The organism is Pseudomonas sp. DC3200b2 (assembly GCF_049895785.1).
Lineage (GTDB): Bacteria > Pseudomonadota > Gammaproteobacteria > Pseudomonadales > Pseudomonadaceae > Aquipseudomonas > Aquipseudomonas massiliensis.
The window spans coordinates 17366-30387 of record NZ_JAFCTA010000008.1; the positions used below are offsets into that span (position 1 = coordinate 17366).

General features: G+C 62.4%; 13 protein-coding genes and 1 pseudogene. 6 read left to right on the forward strand and 8 right to left on the reverse strand.

Annotated features, from left to right (window positions below; genetic code table 11):
* The first annotated feature begins 18 nt into the window (after nucleotides 1–18).
* Complete coding sequence (locus tag ACP691_RS19495) at nucleotides 19–1041, forward strand: nucleoside hydrolase (protein ID WP_426153355.1); 1023 nt, start codon at nucleotides 19–21, stop codon at nucleotides 1039–1041.
* 17 nt (nucleotides 1042–1058) lie between these two features.
* Here ACP691_RS19495 and ACP691_RS19500 read toward each other — a convergent pair whose 3' ends face one another.
* Nucleotides 1059–1901, reverse strand: a complete 843-nt coding sequence (locus ACP691_RS19500; RefSeq protein ID WP_426153357.1) for a LysR family transcriptional regulator — start codon at nucleotides 1899–1901, stop codon at nucleotides 1059–1061.
* 93 nt (nucleotides 1902–1994) lie between these two features.
* Between ACP691_RS19500 and ACP691_RS19505 the strand changes: the two genes are divergently transcribed.
* Nucleotides 1995–2384, forward strand: coding sequence for a tautomerase family protein (locus ACP691_RS19505; RefSeq protein ID WP_426153359.1), 390 nt, complete (start codon nucleotides 1995–1997; stop codon nucleotides 2382–2384).
* Between the two features lie 62 nt (nucleotides 2385–2446).
* On the opposite strand, the gene ACP691_RS19510 is transcribed toward ACP691_RS19505, so the two are convergent.
* Both ACP691_RS19510 and ACP691_RS19515 read right to left on the reverse strand, forming a co-directional pair.
* Nucleotides 2447–2953 carry a GNAT family N-acetyltransferase gene (locus tag ACP691_RS19510; protein ID WP_426153361.1) on the reverse strand — a complete coding sequence of 169 codons (507 nt, stop codon included), beginning with the start codon at nucleotides 2951–2953 and terminating at the stop codon, nucleotides 2447–2449.
* Nucleotides 2953–3219, reverse strand: a pseudogene (locus tag ACP691_RS19515) (glyoxalase superfamily protein); the annotation flags it as partial. The gene ACP691_RS19510 and the pseudogene ACP691_RS19515, both read right to left, overlap by 1 nt.
* A gap of 219 nt (nucleotides 3220–3438) precedes the next feature.
* Between ACP691_RS19515 and ACP691_RS19520 the strand changes: the two are divergent.
* The gene (locus tag ACP691_RS19520; RefSeq protein ID WP_426153363.1) at nucleotides 3439–4065 is read left to right on the forward strand and encodes a glutathione S-transferase family protein; all 627 of its coding nucleotides are present in this window, start codon (nucleotides 3439–3441) and stop codon (nucleotides 4063–4065) included.
* 26 nt (nucleotides 4066–4091) lie between these two features.
* On the opposite strand, the gene ACP691_RS19525 is transcribed toward ACP691_RS19520, so the two are convergent.
* Nucleotides 4092–4520 carry a winged helix-turn-helix transcriptional regulator gene (locus ACP691_RS19525; protein ID WP_426153365.1) on the reverse strand — a complete coding sequence of 143 codons (429 nt, stop codon included), beginning with the start codon at nucleotides 4518–4520 and terminating at the stop codon, nucleotides 4092–4094.
* 130 nt (nucleotides 4521–4650) lie between these two features.
* On the opposite strand from ACP691_RS19525, the gene ACP691_RS19530 reads away from it, so the two are divergent.
* Together ACP691_RS19530 and ACP691_RS19535 are read left to right on the forward strand one after the other, a co-directional pair.
* Nucleotides 4651–5418 (forward strand): SDR family oxidoreductase, encoded by a 768-nt coding sequence (locus ACP691_RS19530; RefSeq protein WP_426153367.1) that lies wholly within the window; start codon nucleotides 4651–4653, stop codon nucleotides 5416–5418.
* Nucleotides 5419–5586: 168 nt separating this feature from the next.
* Entirely contained in the window at nucleotides 5587–7704 is a 2118-nt protein-coding gene (locus tag ACP691_RS19535) for a TonB-dependent siderophore receptor (RefSeq protein WP_426153369.1), read from the forward strand.
* Nucleotides 7705–7782: 78 nt separating this feature from the next.
* Here the strand turns inward: ACP691_RS19535 and ACP691_RS19540 are convergent, their stop codons facing one another.
* Entirely contained in the window at nucleotides 7783–8736 is a 954-nt protein-coding gene (locus tag ACP691_RS19540; protein ID WP_426153371.1) for a diguanylate cyclase domain-containing protein, read from the reverse strand.
* 120 nt (nucleotides 8737–8856) lie between these two features.
* Nucleotides 8857–9789, reverse strand: a complete 933-nt coding sequence (locus ACP691_RS19545; protein ID WP_426153373.1) for a LysR family transcriptional regulator — start codon at nucleotides 9787–9789, stop codon at nucleotides 8857–8859.
* 113 nt (nucleotides 9790–9902) lie between these two features.
* On the opposite strand from ACP691_RS19545, the gene ACP691_RS19550 reads away from it, so the two are divergent.
* Entirely contained in the window at nucleotides 9903–10655 is a 753-nt protein-coding gene (locus ACP691_RS19550; protein ID WP_426153375.1) for a 3-oxoacyl-ACP reductase family protein, read from the forward strand.
* A 183-nt stretch (nucleotides 10656–10838) separates the two neighbouring features.
* Here the strand turns inward: ACP691_RS19550 and ACP691_RS19555 are convergent, their stop codons facing one another.
* The gene (locus ACP691_RS19555; RefSeq protein WP_426153377.1) at nucleotides 10839–11588 is read right to left on the reverse strand and encodes a response regulator transcription factor; all 750 of its coding nucleotides are present in this window, start codon (nucleotides 11586–11588) and stop codon (nucleotides 10839–10841) included.
* Entirely contained in the window at nucleotides 11585–12832 is a 1248-nt protein-coding gene (locus ACP691_RS19560) for a GAF domain-containing sensor histidine kinase (RefSeq protein WP_426153379.1), read from the reverse strand. The genes ACP691_RS19555 and ACP691_RS19560 overlap by 4 nt, the downstream gene beginning before the upstream one ends.
* Nucleotides 12833–13022 lie beyond the last annotated feature (190 nt).

Genomic DNA, 13022 nt, shown 5'->3' on the forward strand with positions numbered 1-13022 from the left:
ACGAAAGGAGCTACATGGATGTTCAAAGGACTATCCAGATACCTGATCGGAGGCGCGCTGCTCGTGGCCATCTCGACCATTTCGGCTGTGCAGGCCGCGGAAAAACGTGACCTGATCATCGATACCGATCCCGGCGCCGATGATGTAGTAGCGCTGCTGCTGGCCCTGGCTTCGCCCGAAGAACTGAATGTCATGGCCATTACCACGGTGGCGGGCAACGTGCGGCTGGACAAGACCTCGCGCAACGCTCGCCTGGCGCGCGAATGGGCCGGGCGGGAAGAGGTGCCGGTCTATGCCGGTGCTCCCCGGCCATTGGTGCGCACGCCCATCTACGCCGAGAACGTGCATGGTCAGGAAGGGCTGCCGGGCGTGCCTGTGCATGAGCCGGCCAAGGGCCTGGCGCCCGGCAACGCGGTGGACTACCTGATTCGCACCCTGACTCAGGCCAAGCCCCACAGCGTGACCATCGCCATGCTCGGGCCGCAGACCAACCTGGCCCTGGCCCTGACCCAGGCGCCGGAAATCACCCAAGGCATCAAGGAAGTGGTGGTCATGGGCGGCGCGCACTTCAACGGCGGCAATATCACCCCGGTAGCCGAATTCAACCTCTACGCCGACCCGCATGCCGCGCAGATCGTGCTGGCCAGCGGGGTGAAGCTCACCTATGTGCCGCTGGATGTGACCCACAAGATCCTGACCAGCGAAGCCCGCCTCAAGCAGATCGCCGCCCTGGGCAACAACGCCGGCCAACTGGTGGGCGACATTCTCAACGAGTACGTGAAGCTGGACATGGAGCACTATGGCCTGCCCGGCGGCCCGGTGCATGACGCCAGCGTGATCGCCTGGTTGCTCAAGCCGGAGCTGTTCTCCGGCCGGGAGATCAACCTGGCGATCGACAGCCGTGAGGGGCTCGGCTTTGGCCAGACGGTGGCCGACTGGTACGGTACCCTGAAGCAGAAACCGAATGTCTTCTGGGTTGAGAACGGCGATGCACAGGGCTTCTTCGACCTGCTGACGGCACGTTTGGGGCGACTGAAGTAAAGCTGGGCAACCGGATATCAGCGAGGGGCCAGCAGCGCTGTCAGATGGGCTGCCATTCGCTCGAAGGGCAGCCGGCTCGCCACATGGCCATGTCGCCGCTCGACCAGGGAGTAAGCGATGTCCGGCAACGCTGGCAGCGAGGCCGACGCCAGCGGCGGCAGCCCCAAGCCGGCTTCGGTACGGCAGCTAAGACCCAAGCCAGCCTCTACCGCGGCGCGCACGCCCTCCAGGCTTGGAGTCGTAAGTGCCAGGCGCCATGGTCGCCCCGCGGCATCAAGCACCCTTTGCGCGGCGAGCAGGAAGGGGCAGGGCGGGGTGATGCCTATCAGCGGCACCACGTCCGCTTCGGCTAGCCCCGCGTCGCCGAACCACTGCATAGGCAAGCGGGCCACGACCCGGCCGCCGAAAGGCTCCCCCGCGCATAAGGCCGTGTCGATGCGATCTTCGCCCAGTGCCTGGAGTAGCTCGGTGGTACTGCCGATCATCATGGAAAAGGCCGCATTCGGTGTTGCTGCCTTGATGTCGGCGAGGGTAGGGCGCAGCACCCCCGCCACGAAATCCTGAACTACGCCTATCCGCACCGGCAGCGCCTGATCCGGAGCCAGTTCAGCGCGGGCCGCGTCGATCCGGCCAAGGATGGCACGTGCGTGGGCCAGCAGTACCCCACCCGCCGGATTCAGCCGAAGGGCCCGGCCGTCCCGGTCGAACAACGCCTGGCCTACCAAGCGCTCCAGGCGTGCTATTTGCAGGCTGGCTGCGGACTCGCTGCGAGCGATGCGGTTGGCGGCTGCAGCGAGCGAGCCGCCATCGACGACGGCAAGGAAGGTGCGAAGCAAAGGGGACGGCAAGTCGGGAAGCATGAGAAGCGCTCAAGTCTGATCATTGTAGAACTGCACTATAGTTCTGCGTCACTCAAATATGCTCTGGCCTTCAACCTTCATCAGGAGATCGCCATGCCCTTCGCTCGAGTGACCTTGTCTCACGCTCTTCTTCCCGGTACCGAAGCGAATCTGTGCGAAGCGCTTACAACGCTGATCGCCGAAGCCCTCGCAAAACGGCATGACCTGACCTCCGTGCTCATCGAGGTACCCGGCCGCCTGCGCTGGGCGGTCGGCAATAGGGAGCAATCGATGGCGGCCCATCTGGAAGTCTGGGTGACCGCCGGCACCAATTCCTCCGAGCAGAAACGCGACTTCCTTTCCAAGGCCATGGCTGTGCTGCGCAGCGCTCTGCCGGGCCTGCATCCGGCGAGTTATATCGTGGTGAACGAGGTTCCTGCCTCGGATTGGGGATACGGCGGCATCAGCCAAGCGGATCGAGCAAAAGGAACGGCGCCCGCCTAGGCCTGTGGCAAGGGCTTTTGCCAAACGGCGGCCACATTGTGGCTGCCGTTCGGGCGCTGCCGCTATCGCCGCAGCCGCGCCATCGTGAGCGCGTCGACATAGGCGCCATCACGCACGGCATAATCCCGCAGCAGGCCCTCCCGCTCGAAACCAAACTTCGCATAGAGCTTCAGCGCGGCCTCGTTATCGGCGAATACCGTCAGTTCCACCCGGCGCAGGTTCATCCAGTCATCGGCTACCGCCAGGGCCGCTTGCATCAGCCGCGAACCGACACCCTTGCCCTGCCAGGTCGATGCCACGCCCATGCCGATCGTGCCTACATGGCTCTGGCGAATACGGGTGTACTGCTCAAGGCTGATATTCCCGATCACTTGGCCTTCATGCACGGCGACCAGGGGAATGCGCCGGTCCGTGCTCATCTCCAGACGCTTTCGCCAGACGTCGACCGACTGATAGGGCATCTGCAGTACCTGACGGCATACCGTCGGGTCCCGGTACAGCGCGGTAATGCCGTCAAGATGAAGCGCGGTCAATGGTTCGATGGAAATCTTGGGGCGCGTACTAGGCACTGCGTCGTGAAACCGAGAAAGTCCAGATAGAACTCCCGGGCCTTGGCCTCATCGAACATCCGCAATATGGGAATGCCCTTTTCAAAATGGATCGCCGGCGCAGTCTCGACTTGAGAAAGCGCCGCCGAGGCAGTATTCCAATCGTTGTATCCAAGCTGCTGCGTCACCGGTTCCAGGGCCGCCGAGTGGCTCACCACTTGATTGCGCGACGCCAGCGAGGCGCGCAAGCGCTTGGCCATTTGCTTGGCCTGTTCTATCGAAAGCATCCATCCTCCGGTAGTCGAAGCGTTTTGGTGCTCGCATTGCCAAGCCCCGACACTGAAGAGATGCAAAAGGGGAATGGAGCCTAGAAATGCTTTCACCTTTCCTTTCGGAGCGAGCGGCGGGCAGCATCAACCTGAGGTGACCATACACAGCGTCTTGGAGCCGAAAAAGGTTGATCAGTGATACGCTCAAGCCTCGAACCTCCCCAGGAAGGGAAAGCCATGCGTAAGCTGCTCGGGCGAACGTCGTCCATCAATGTGCGAAAGGTCCTCTGGGCTTGTATGGAGCTTGACCTACCGTTCGAGCATGACCCGGACTGGGGCTTGGGCTACAGATCTCCAAAGAGCCCCCAGTTTCTGGCGCTGAACCCCAATGCCCAGATTCCCGTGCTTGTCGAAGGCGACTTCGTGCTCTGGGAGTCCAACAGCATCATCCGTTATCTCGCCAACAGCCAGGGCGCGTCCCTGCTCTATCCACAGCCCGCCGAAGCCAGGGCCAGGGTGGATCAATGGCTCGACTGGCAAGCGGCTGAACTCAATCCTTCCTGGAGTTATGTCTTTCATTCGCGGGTGCGAAAGAACCCGGGCTTCCAAGACCCTGACCTATTGCGGGAGGGCGAGGCTCGCTGGGCGGCGACCATGGCCGTCCTGGACGGGCAGCTTGCGCGCACCGGCGCCTACGTTTGTGGCGCGGACTTCACCCTGGCGGATATCGCCATCGGCCTCTCGGTGAACCGCTGGTTCCAGACACCTTTCGAGCACCCGGCGCTCCCTGCGGTAGAAGCGTACCTGCAGCGGTTGGCCGAGCGCGAAGGTTATGCGCGCTACTGTGGTGAAGGACAGCCGTAGAACGAGGCGGGCAGCCATCAGGCTTACTACCGCACCGCGCCATCCCGAGTTCTCGCTTGATAGGCCTCACGGGAGGCCTCGATGGCTTCCCGGTGTCGCTCGGCCCATAGCCACACATTGCAAAACGCCTCGGCCAGGCTCATGCCCATCTCCGTCAGCCGGTACTCCACTTTCGGCGGCACCACGGGGTACACCGTGCGTACAAGTAACCCATCCGCTTCCATCTGGCGTACCGTCTTGGTCAGCATTTTCTGGCTCACATCCCCGAGCTCGGCTGCCAACTGAGTGAAGCGCAAACAGCCCTGTTCGGCCAGCGCTTCGATCACCAGCATCGTCCATTTGTCCGCGATGCGCCCGATGATCTCCTTCACCAGCTGATCGAGTTGCGGGTCGTATTTTTCGTTGCCATGGGGCCATTTCGGCGGCCGGGAAGCAGGGGACGTCGGAGCGTTCATAAAGCTTGGTTTCCTCGCGGTAACTACGGCACTTTTGGGTGCGTACTTCCCGTCCGCGCCCGGGAAATCTATGGTACCCCCGCTTGCTTGAGGCAAAGCGTCTTGAGTTTCCATCAGAGAGGAATGAGTCATGCGCACAACAGGCAATACCATCCTGGTAACCGGTGGCGGCAGCGGCATTGGTCGTGAGTTGGCCAAGGCCTTCCTGGCTTTGGGCAATGAAGTGATCATCGCTGGGCGGCGCGAGTCAGCCCTGCGGCAAGTCGCCAAGGCGAATCCCGGCCTGCGGTACACCGTGCTCGATATCAGCGACCCGGCGGACACCGAGCGTGTGGCCCAGCAACTGATTGCCAGCTATCCTGGGTTGAACGTGGTGATCCACTGCGCGGGTATCATGCGAGCGGAGTCCCTGCGCCAGGGTGCCACGGCGCTGGAAGCCACGGTTGCAACCAACCTGTTGGGCCCGATTCGCCTGGACGGATGGTTACTGCCTCACTTCCTCAAGCAGCCCCACGCCGCCATCGTTACCGTCTCTTCCGGACTGGCTTTCGTGCCGCTGGCGCTCACACCCAGCTACTGCGCAACCAAGGCGGCGGTGCATTCCTACAGTCAATCGCTGCGATATCAACTCAAGGACACCCCTGTAAAGGTCCATGAACTGGCCCCGCCCTACGTGCAGACAGAGCTGATGGGCGAGCGGCAGGCCAATGACCCTCGTGCGATGCCGTTGAAGGACTTTATCGAAGAAGTCATGAGCATCTTCAAGCATGCCCCTGAAGCGGACGAGATATTGGTTGAACGGGTCAAGCCGCTACGCTTCGCCGAGCGCAACGGGGGATACGCCGAGTTTTTCACGAGCTTCAACGATCAATTGGTGGCGGAGCGGGAAGGGGAGTGATCAGTAGATTGGCTCAGTCGTAGCCATCCCGGTACGGCTACATCGACGACCGTGGAGCCACTCCCGCGGCACAAGGTTAACTTTCCTGAATTTAGTGAATGCAACTCACTCTCATCGAATGTATGATCGCGGCGCTTTGGCCCCAGACCTGCCGCGAGATACGCTTTGATGCGCTACGCCTTCGTTTCCTTGTGTGTGCTACAAACCTTCCCCGCCCTTGCGTGGGCTGAAACCCCAGCCCAGGTTCCCTCTACCGACCTCCCCACGCTCTATGTGGAAGCGCAGGGCACCGTGGGGCAGGAGGGCGACGGCGCGCAAGGCTACCGCGCACAGCGTTCGTCCAGCGCGACCCGGACCGACACGCCGCTCCATGAGACGCCGCAGTCCGTATCCGTGATCACCGCGAAGGTGCTGGAAGACAGCAATGTCAACCGCCTGCAGGACGCGCTCGATTATGGCGGCGGCGTGGGCCGGGCGAACAACTTCGGCGGGCAGGGCCTGACCACTTACACCGTGCGCGGCTTCACCTCCGGCGAGTTCTACCGCAATGGCTTCCCGGTCAACCGGGGTTACCCCAACGCCCCGGACGCCAACACCATCGAGCGCATCGATATTCTGCGTGGCCCGGCGGCTACCCTCTATGGTCGCGGCGACCCAGGCGGTACCTTCAACGTTGTGAGCAAGCAGCCCCAGGCTGAGCGCAAGACCACCATCGGCGGGCAGTTCGACGATCAAGGCATGTACCGCGGCACCCTGGACACCACCGGTGCGTTGGACGACAGCGGCACGCTCACCTACCGGCTGAACCTGCTGGGGGAGGGCGGCGACAGCTTCCGTGACCACGTGGAAACCGAGCGCTACGACGTTGCGCCGGTGCTGACCTGGCAGGCCACCGAAGATACCCGTATCACCTTCGACGGTGATTACATGCGCAATAACCACCCGCTGGATCGCGGCAATACCCGCTACCTGAACCAGGTCGGCACCGGCAGCCGGGATACCTATATCTGGGAAAAAGGCTCCACCAACCTGCTGCACAACGACAACAACGTCAGCCAGCTGCGTTTCGAGCACCTGCTCAACGATACCTGGCAGCTTGCCGGTGGCCTGCAATGGCTGGACGGTAGCTTGCGCGGCAATGCCGTGGAGGCCAATGGCCTGCAGGCCGATGGCCGCACGCTGGGGCGCAACCTCAACTGGCGCAAGCTGGAGTGGAACGACCTCGATGCCCAGCTCAACCTCTCCGGCACCTTTTACGCCGGCGGGCTGGAGCATACCCTGCTGACGGGCGTCGAGTACGAAGCCTACGACTACGAGTCGATCATCCTGCGCTCGGCCACCGGTACGGGTGCCTACCCGATCGACATACTCGACCCCGTGCTGGGCCAGGCGCGCCCAGCACTGACCCGCGTCACCACCTACGACCATGAACAGCTCAAGACTGCCGCTGCCTTCCTGCAAGACCAGGTCGCCCTCACTGAACGGCTCAAGCTGCTGGTGGGCGTGCGCCTCGAGCGTGACCAGCATGACTATGACAACAAGATTGGCAAGGACTGGCACAAAGACGAAAGCGCGGTCACCCCACGCTATGGCCTGGTCTACGACCTTACCCCTGACGTTGCGCTCTATGGCAGCTATTCCGAATCCTTCAAGCCCAACATGGGGCGCTCCAGCACGGGCGCGGGCTTCGATGCCGAAGAGGGCAAGTCCTACGAGCTAGGTGTGAAATGGAAGGCCCTGGACGATCAGCTCGCCATCGACGCGGCCATCTTCCACACCATCAAGGACAACGTCCTGGCGCTGGATCCGGCCGACTCCAACTTCAGCGTGGCCGCCGGGACCGTGCGCAGCCGCGGCTTCGACTTGAACCTTTCGGGCAACATCACGCCCCAGTGGCGCGTAATGGGCAGCTACGCCTACGTGGACGCCGAGGTCACCAAGGACACCTCGCTGGCCACCGGCACGCGTCTGGCCAACATCCCCCAGCGCAGCTTCAATCTGCTCAACGTGTACGAGTTCCAGGATGGGCGCCTGAAGGGCCTTGGCTTGGGCATGGGGGTTCGTCATGTGAGCGAGCGGGCCGGGCTGACCGCCAACAGCACCTATGAGATGGCCAGCTACACAGTGGCGGACCTGCTCACCTTCTATCAGGTCACCCCCAAGCTGCGGGTCAACCTGGACGTGCGTAACCTCTTCGATGAAGAGTACGAAGAGGGCGCCTTTAACTGGTATGCCTATCCCGGCGCGCCTCGCACGGTGCAAACAGGCTTTACCTATAGCTTCTAGAGCCTGTGGCCGACGGTCCAGCGGGTGACTTCGGCGCGCTGCGATCGGCCTGATCCGACGCAGCGAGCCAAGCGTTGATCAAGGCGTGGATGCCGAACCCATCGGAACGTACACCTTGACCTGGGAACGCCCGCCGCTTTTCGCCTGGTAGAGCGCTTCATCGGCCCGGCGCATCAAAGTATGGATATCTCGCCCGCCTTCAGGATAGAAGGCCAGGCCGATGGAAGAGGAGGTTTTGATCCGCTGGCCTTTGATCGGCCAGGGTTGCTGTAGCGCCTCGCAGAGGCGCGTCGCGAGCCGCACCGCCTGGGCGCGCTCGTCGCAGCCCAGGAATATCACGAATTCATCCCCGCCGATGCGGCCGAAGAGGTCAGTGTCGCGCAGGGCATGACGCGTTCTTTGGGCGAAGGCGACGAGCAGCTCATCGCCGACCTCATGACCGTGCCGGTCGTTGATGCGCTTGAAGTCATCCAGGTCCAGATAAAGCAAGGCTCGACCTGACTCGGGCGGGTTGGCAGTGTTCAAGGTCGATAGCTGCAGGGAAACCAGATCCAGTATCCCGCGCCTGTTGGGTATGCCGGTCAGCGAGTCAATGAAGGCAAGCTGTCGTAGGCGGTCTTCGCTGGCCTTGAGCGCTTCTTGCGCAAGCTTGCGCTCAGTGATGTTCCGGCTGACGATAACCAGCCGCTGGCGGTTCCCCTCGCTGTCGAAATGTGGAGTTTTGACCACTTCCCAGGTGTTGACCCGTCCATCCGCGCCCATGAAGGATTTCTCGATCAGGGTGGGGCGGGCATTACTCCACGCAAGCTCGTCGGTTTCCACGTTTCGGCGGAACCCATCGGCGTAGGCAGGCTGAATCGCTGTCAGTGCTTCGTCGGTAATTCCTACATAGTCAAAGCCGCCCAAGCCGTAGGCTTGCAAAGCCGTTTCATTACAAAACAGCCAGCGGCCTTGGCCGTCCTTGACCACGATGAATTCCTGGATCGAGTCCAGAAGCGCTCGCAGGTCTACGGCGTCGGAGTGAGCGTTCATGTTCAGGCTTCAAGGTCAGGGAATAGGCGGCAGTTTGCTATTACCGTATCGGCAAAGCTGCGCCTTTGCGTAGTCCGCTTGTCGCTGTTCTTTCACCTCACCCTCTGTCTTTGAATGGTCTCAATGACTGCGTCGCGCATTCAGGCCCATCGCCCAGTCAGCGCTGCGCGCCCGGGCCACCACGAAATCCACGAAGGCCCTGGTCTTGGCGGGCAACAGTTTCTGGCTGGAGAAGTAAAGGTAGATCTGTCCGGCGTCCACGTACCACCCAGGCAGTACCCGCTCCAGGCTGCCGTCTTGCAAGTACGGCATCACATCCGGCACGGCCAGCAGGGCGATGCCCAAGCCCAGGCGGGCGCATTGGCACAAGGCCTGGGGATCGTTGGCCAGCAAGCGGGGAGTAAACTGCAAAGGGCTTTGCTGGCCATGCGGACCTTGAAGCATCCAGCTACGCACCTTGCCTGTCTGCACGGAGCGCATGGCCAGATGATCCCGCTTGGCCAACGCCTCCAGGTCCCGGATGCGGCCCTGTTTCGAAAGATAGTCTGGCGATGCCACCAGCACTTGGTGAGCGGGGGCGATGCTTCGGGCCACAAGGCCCTGAGCCAGCTCGATACCGCCACCGACGGCGGCGTCGTAACCCTCCGCCACCAGGTCCACCTGGCGATTCTCGAACGTCCATTCCGGGATGACCTTAGGGTATCGCTCAAGAAATTCGGGCATGAGCGGCAACAGGAAGTCGCGACCGAAGCCGGGCGCGGCCGTAAGCCGTAGAACGCCAGAGGGCTCGTCCGCATGGCTGGCCATATGTTCGATTGCCGCCTGCACGGCGTCCAGTCCGGCACCCACGTTCCCAAGAAACCGCTCGCCGGCCTCGGTCAGGGTCAGCTTGCGTGTACTGCGGTGAAACAGACGAACCCCTAGGTTCGCTTCCAGCTGAGCAACGTTACGGCTCACCGCGGCCGGAGTGAGGCCAAGTCGCCGTGCCGCCGCGGAAAAGCTCCCAGCCTCGGCGCTGCGTACGAACGACAACAGGTTACCCAAGGTTTCCATGTGTCTACCTTCAAGTGATACTTGAAACTGATTCTAGCGATTACCCTCTATTGGAGAAAGACCGAAAAGCGTTTCATAGCCTCATCAACCCACACATACCAGAGGCTAAAACGATGAACATCTCCAATCCTCCGCTCGCCGGCAAAGTCGCTATCGTTACCGGTGGTTCACGCAGCATCGGCGCAGCCATCGCCAAGCGCCTGGCCGCGGACGGCGCGACCGTGGCCATTACCTATAACGCCTCGCGTGACCGCGCCGACGCGGTGGTGCGGCAGATCATCGAGGCGGGTGGCCAGGCTGTCTCGTTGGCCGCCGACGCCGGTGCCCCGCAGGCCGTACGCGAGGCTATCGACGGCATTGCCCAGCGCTATGGCCAGATCGACATTCTGGTGAACAATGCGGGCATCAGCGTACTGGGCGCGCCTGAAGACATTGCCTTCGAAGACTTTCAAAGGATCCTGGCGGTCAATGTCACCGGGGTATTCGTGGCCACCCAGGCAGCCTTGCGGCACATGGGGCAGGGCGGTCGCATCATTCATATCGGCAGCTCGATGGTGCGGTACGCCGCGTTCGCGACCGCTTCGGCCTACACCCTGACCAAGGGCGCCCTGACCGGCTTCAGCCGGGGCCTGGTCCGCGACCTGGGACCGCGCGGCATCACCGTCAACGTGGTGCATCCCGGGCCCACCGACAGTGACATGAACCCCGCCGACGGCCCGGTGGCAGACTTCGTCCGTCCGAACATCGCCCTTGGCCGGTACGGCCAAGGCAGTGACGTGGCCAGCGCGGTCGCCTACCTCGCCAGCCCCGAGGCGGGTTTCGTCAGCGGCGCCGAGTTGATGGTCGATGGCGGTTTCACAGCGTAAGGGGTTGCGCCTGAAGGCTCGGGCGCGTCTGGCCGAGCGCCTGGACCATGGCATGCCGGTCTGGAGGCGCGCCTACACACCGCGTCAGCGGTCAGACTTCACCCCTGGCTGATCGAACGAAGGTTGGTGGCCAGGTCGATGTTCAGCTCTGCAGTCAACGTCTTGGCCTGTGGGGCGCTGAGTTCATGCCAAGCTATCGAAGTAACCGCTCATGGGGTTTTTCAGCCACGCTTGAAGCTCGGCTTCGGCTTGCTCCAGCGCGGTGGGGTTGAGCATTTTGCGCAGCAGGGCGATGTTGACCGCGCGGGCGCGCAAGTTGAACGCAGCGGTGCCATCCCCGGTTTGGCCTGGCTGGTAGATCCCGAGCTTTTCGTAAAGCTGTTGCAGCCGGTTCTGCACGGTGCGCAAGGAGAGGTTTCGACGGCTGGCGATGGCCCGGTCGGTCAGGCCCAGGGCGATGTCCTGCAGCACTTCATATTCATTGTCGGTAAGCCCGTTGCGCTGGTCCTGGGTTTTTTGCTGCACCCCGCGAACCTCGCGGTCGATCACGCACTGTTGCTCGATGAACAGGCTTCTCAAGGCAAGCCGCAGGCGTTCTTCGGACGCCGTCTTGAGAATGTAGCCATAGGCCGCGCCCGGCGGCACGATACGGGCAATGCCGCGCACATAGGCTTCGTCCGCGTAGTTGGACCAGAACAGAATGGAGGTGTCGGGGCGCTCCTTCCAGATGGTCTTGGCAGCCTCCACCCCAGTGCGCTGTGGCATCTGCAGGTCCATGACCACGGCACCCACCTGATGCGCATGGGCAAGGTGCACACCTTCGAGGCCGTCCTGGCCCTCCAGCAGTCGGCCGCATTCGGGCAATGCAGCTTCGATGACCTCGCGCAGAAAGGCCCGGTGAACCGGATCGTCTTCGACCAGCAGAACGTTCATGGTTGCTCCAGGCGTGCGGTGCCCAGCGGCATGCGGATTCTCACTCGGGTGCCCTTGTCGTCCGGGCCTCGGTCGATCTGTACATTGGCACCCAACAGGCGCGCGCGGATCTGCATGTTGCGCAGGCCTCCGGTCTTGAGCAGGTCGTTAACCCCCAGGCCAAGGCCGTCATCGAGCACTGTCAGCTCCAGGTGCTCATGGGTGCCATGGATCATCACGGAAATGGTCGAAGGGCAGGCATGGGTAATGGCGTTGTTCACCGCTTCCTGAATGATCCGGAAGAGCGCGACCTTCTGCGGCTCGGCCAAACGGTTGGCCTGGCCGTCGGTGTGGTCATAGAGGTGGGTCTCGATGGGCAAACCGCTGTTGCGCACGCTACGCAACAGGAGGTCTTCCAACCCTTCCTCGAAGCCGAACAGCTGCAGTACCGTGGGCTTGACCGCGTCGATGATCAGGCGCAGCTCGCGCATGCTGTCATGCAGGGCCTCGGTGATCAGGGCCAGTTCCGCGGCCAGGGCAGCGTCGCTGGTTTGCAGCCGCGCCAGGCGACGGTGCAGGCGGGTCATGTCGGCAAGGGTCTGGTCATGCAAGTCCATGCCAATGCGCTGTCGCTCGTTCTCCAGCTCCTCGGTCAGGCGCAGGGCACCCAGGCGCAGGCCCTCCTCCCGGGCAATGATGCGCTCCTTGGCGATCGCCAGCTTCTTGGCCTGGTCAGTCTGGCGCAGCGCGTACAGGTAGGAAGCCAAGAGGTCGGCCACGTGTTGGGTATATTGCACGTCGTCCAGGGTATAGAAGCAGGCGCTGTGCTTGGAGCAGCTCAGGGCGCCGATGATCTGGCCGCAGGCGCGCAGCGGCACATGCAGGCGGCTGCGCAGGCGTGCGTCGAAGATCGGTTGGTTGAAGGCGCCCGGAAACTGGAAGCGTTCATCGGTCATGGCATTATCAGTGAGGATGAACGGCTCGCTGCCATCGAGGACCGTGCGAATCGGGCTCAGGGAAGTTGGCAAGGGGTGGTCGACGAAGGTGCCCCAGGCCGTAATGACGCCAGTTTCGTAGGCATGCAGGTGGCTTTCTCCATCCAGTTGCAGCAGGCTCACGTCGATATGGTCGTGCGGCAAGACGTAGCGCACCTCATGGGACACGGCATTGATCATCGATTGGAAATCCAGCAACCCGGCCAGAGCGCGGGAAACGCCAAGGAAGTGCTGCAATATCTGCTCGGGAGGAATCTGTGGACGCTGCACGGTGCCGGGCCTTTATTGTTATCGGGCATGCCTTGTCGGCGCATCATGGCGTATTCGCCTCTGACTTGCACAGCCTAGCGTGGCCGGTCAGCCAGGGCTTGCAAGGCTACGCCTGCCGGATGCGGGATCCCGCAAATGGTGTGCGTGATCCTGCGTGAGCTCTGCGCCAAACGCCGAAGACGGCAATGGA

What these genes read in the sequence shown, in the direction of transcription:
- ACP691_RS19495 (WP_426153355.1), top strand. Translation starts at nt 19, where the DNA reads ATGTTCAAAGGACTATCCAGATACCTGATCGGAGGCGCGCTGCTCGTG.
- ACP691_RS19500 (WP_426153357.1), bottom strand. Translation starts at nt 1,901, where the DNA reads ATGCTTCCCGACTTGCCGTCCCCTTTGCTTCGCACCTTCCTTGCCGTC.
- ACP691_RS19505 (WP_426153359.1), top strand. Translation starts at nt 1,995, where the DNA reads ATGCCCTTCGCTCGAGTGACCTTGTCTCACGCTCTTCTTCCCGGTACC.
- ACP691_RS19520 (WP_426153363.1), top strand. Translation starts at nt 3,439, where the DNA reads ATGCGTAAGCTGCTCGGGCGAACGTCGTCCATCAATGTGCGAAAGGTC.
- ACP691_RS19525 (WP_426153365.1), bottom strand. Translation starts at nt 4,520, where the DNA reads ATGAACGCTCCGACGTCCCCTGCTTCCCGGCCGCCGAAATGGCCCCAT.
- ACP691_RS19530 (WP_426153367.1), top strand. Translation starts at nt 4,651, where the DNA reads ATGCGCACAACAGGCAATACCATCCTGGTAACCGGTGGCGGCAGCGGC.
- ACP691_RS19535 (WP_426153369.1), top strand. Translation starts at nt 5,587, where the DNA reads ATGCGCTACGCCTTCGTTTCCTTGTGTGTGCTACAAACCTTCCCCGCC.
- ACP691_RS19540 (WP_426153371.1), bottom strand. Translation starts at nt 8,736, where the DNA reads ATGAACGCTCACTCCGACGCCGTAGACCTGCGAGCGCTTCTGGACTCG.
- ACP691_RS19545 (WP_426153373.1), bottom strand. Translation starts at nt 9,789, where the DNA reads ATGGAAACCTTGGGTAACCTGTTGTCGTTCGTACGCAGCGCCGAGGCT.
- ACP691_RS19550 (WP_426153375.1), top strand. Translation starts at nt 9,903, where the DNA reads ATGAACATCTCCAATCCTCCGCTCGCCGGCAAAGTCGCTATCGTTACC.
- ACP691_RS19555 (WP_426153377.1), bottom strand. Translation starts at nt 11,588, where the DNA reads ATGAACGTTCTGCTGGTCGAAGACGATCCGGTTCACCGGGCCTTTCTG.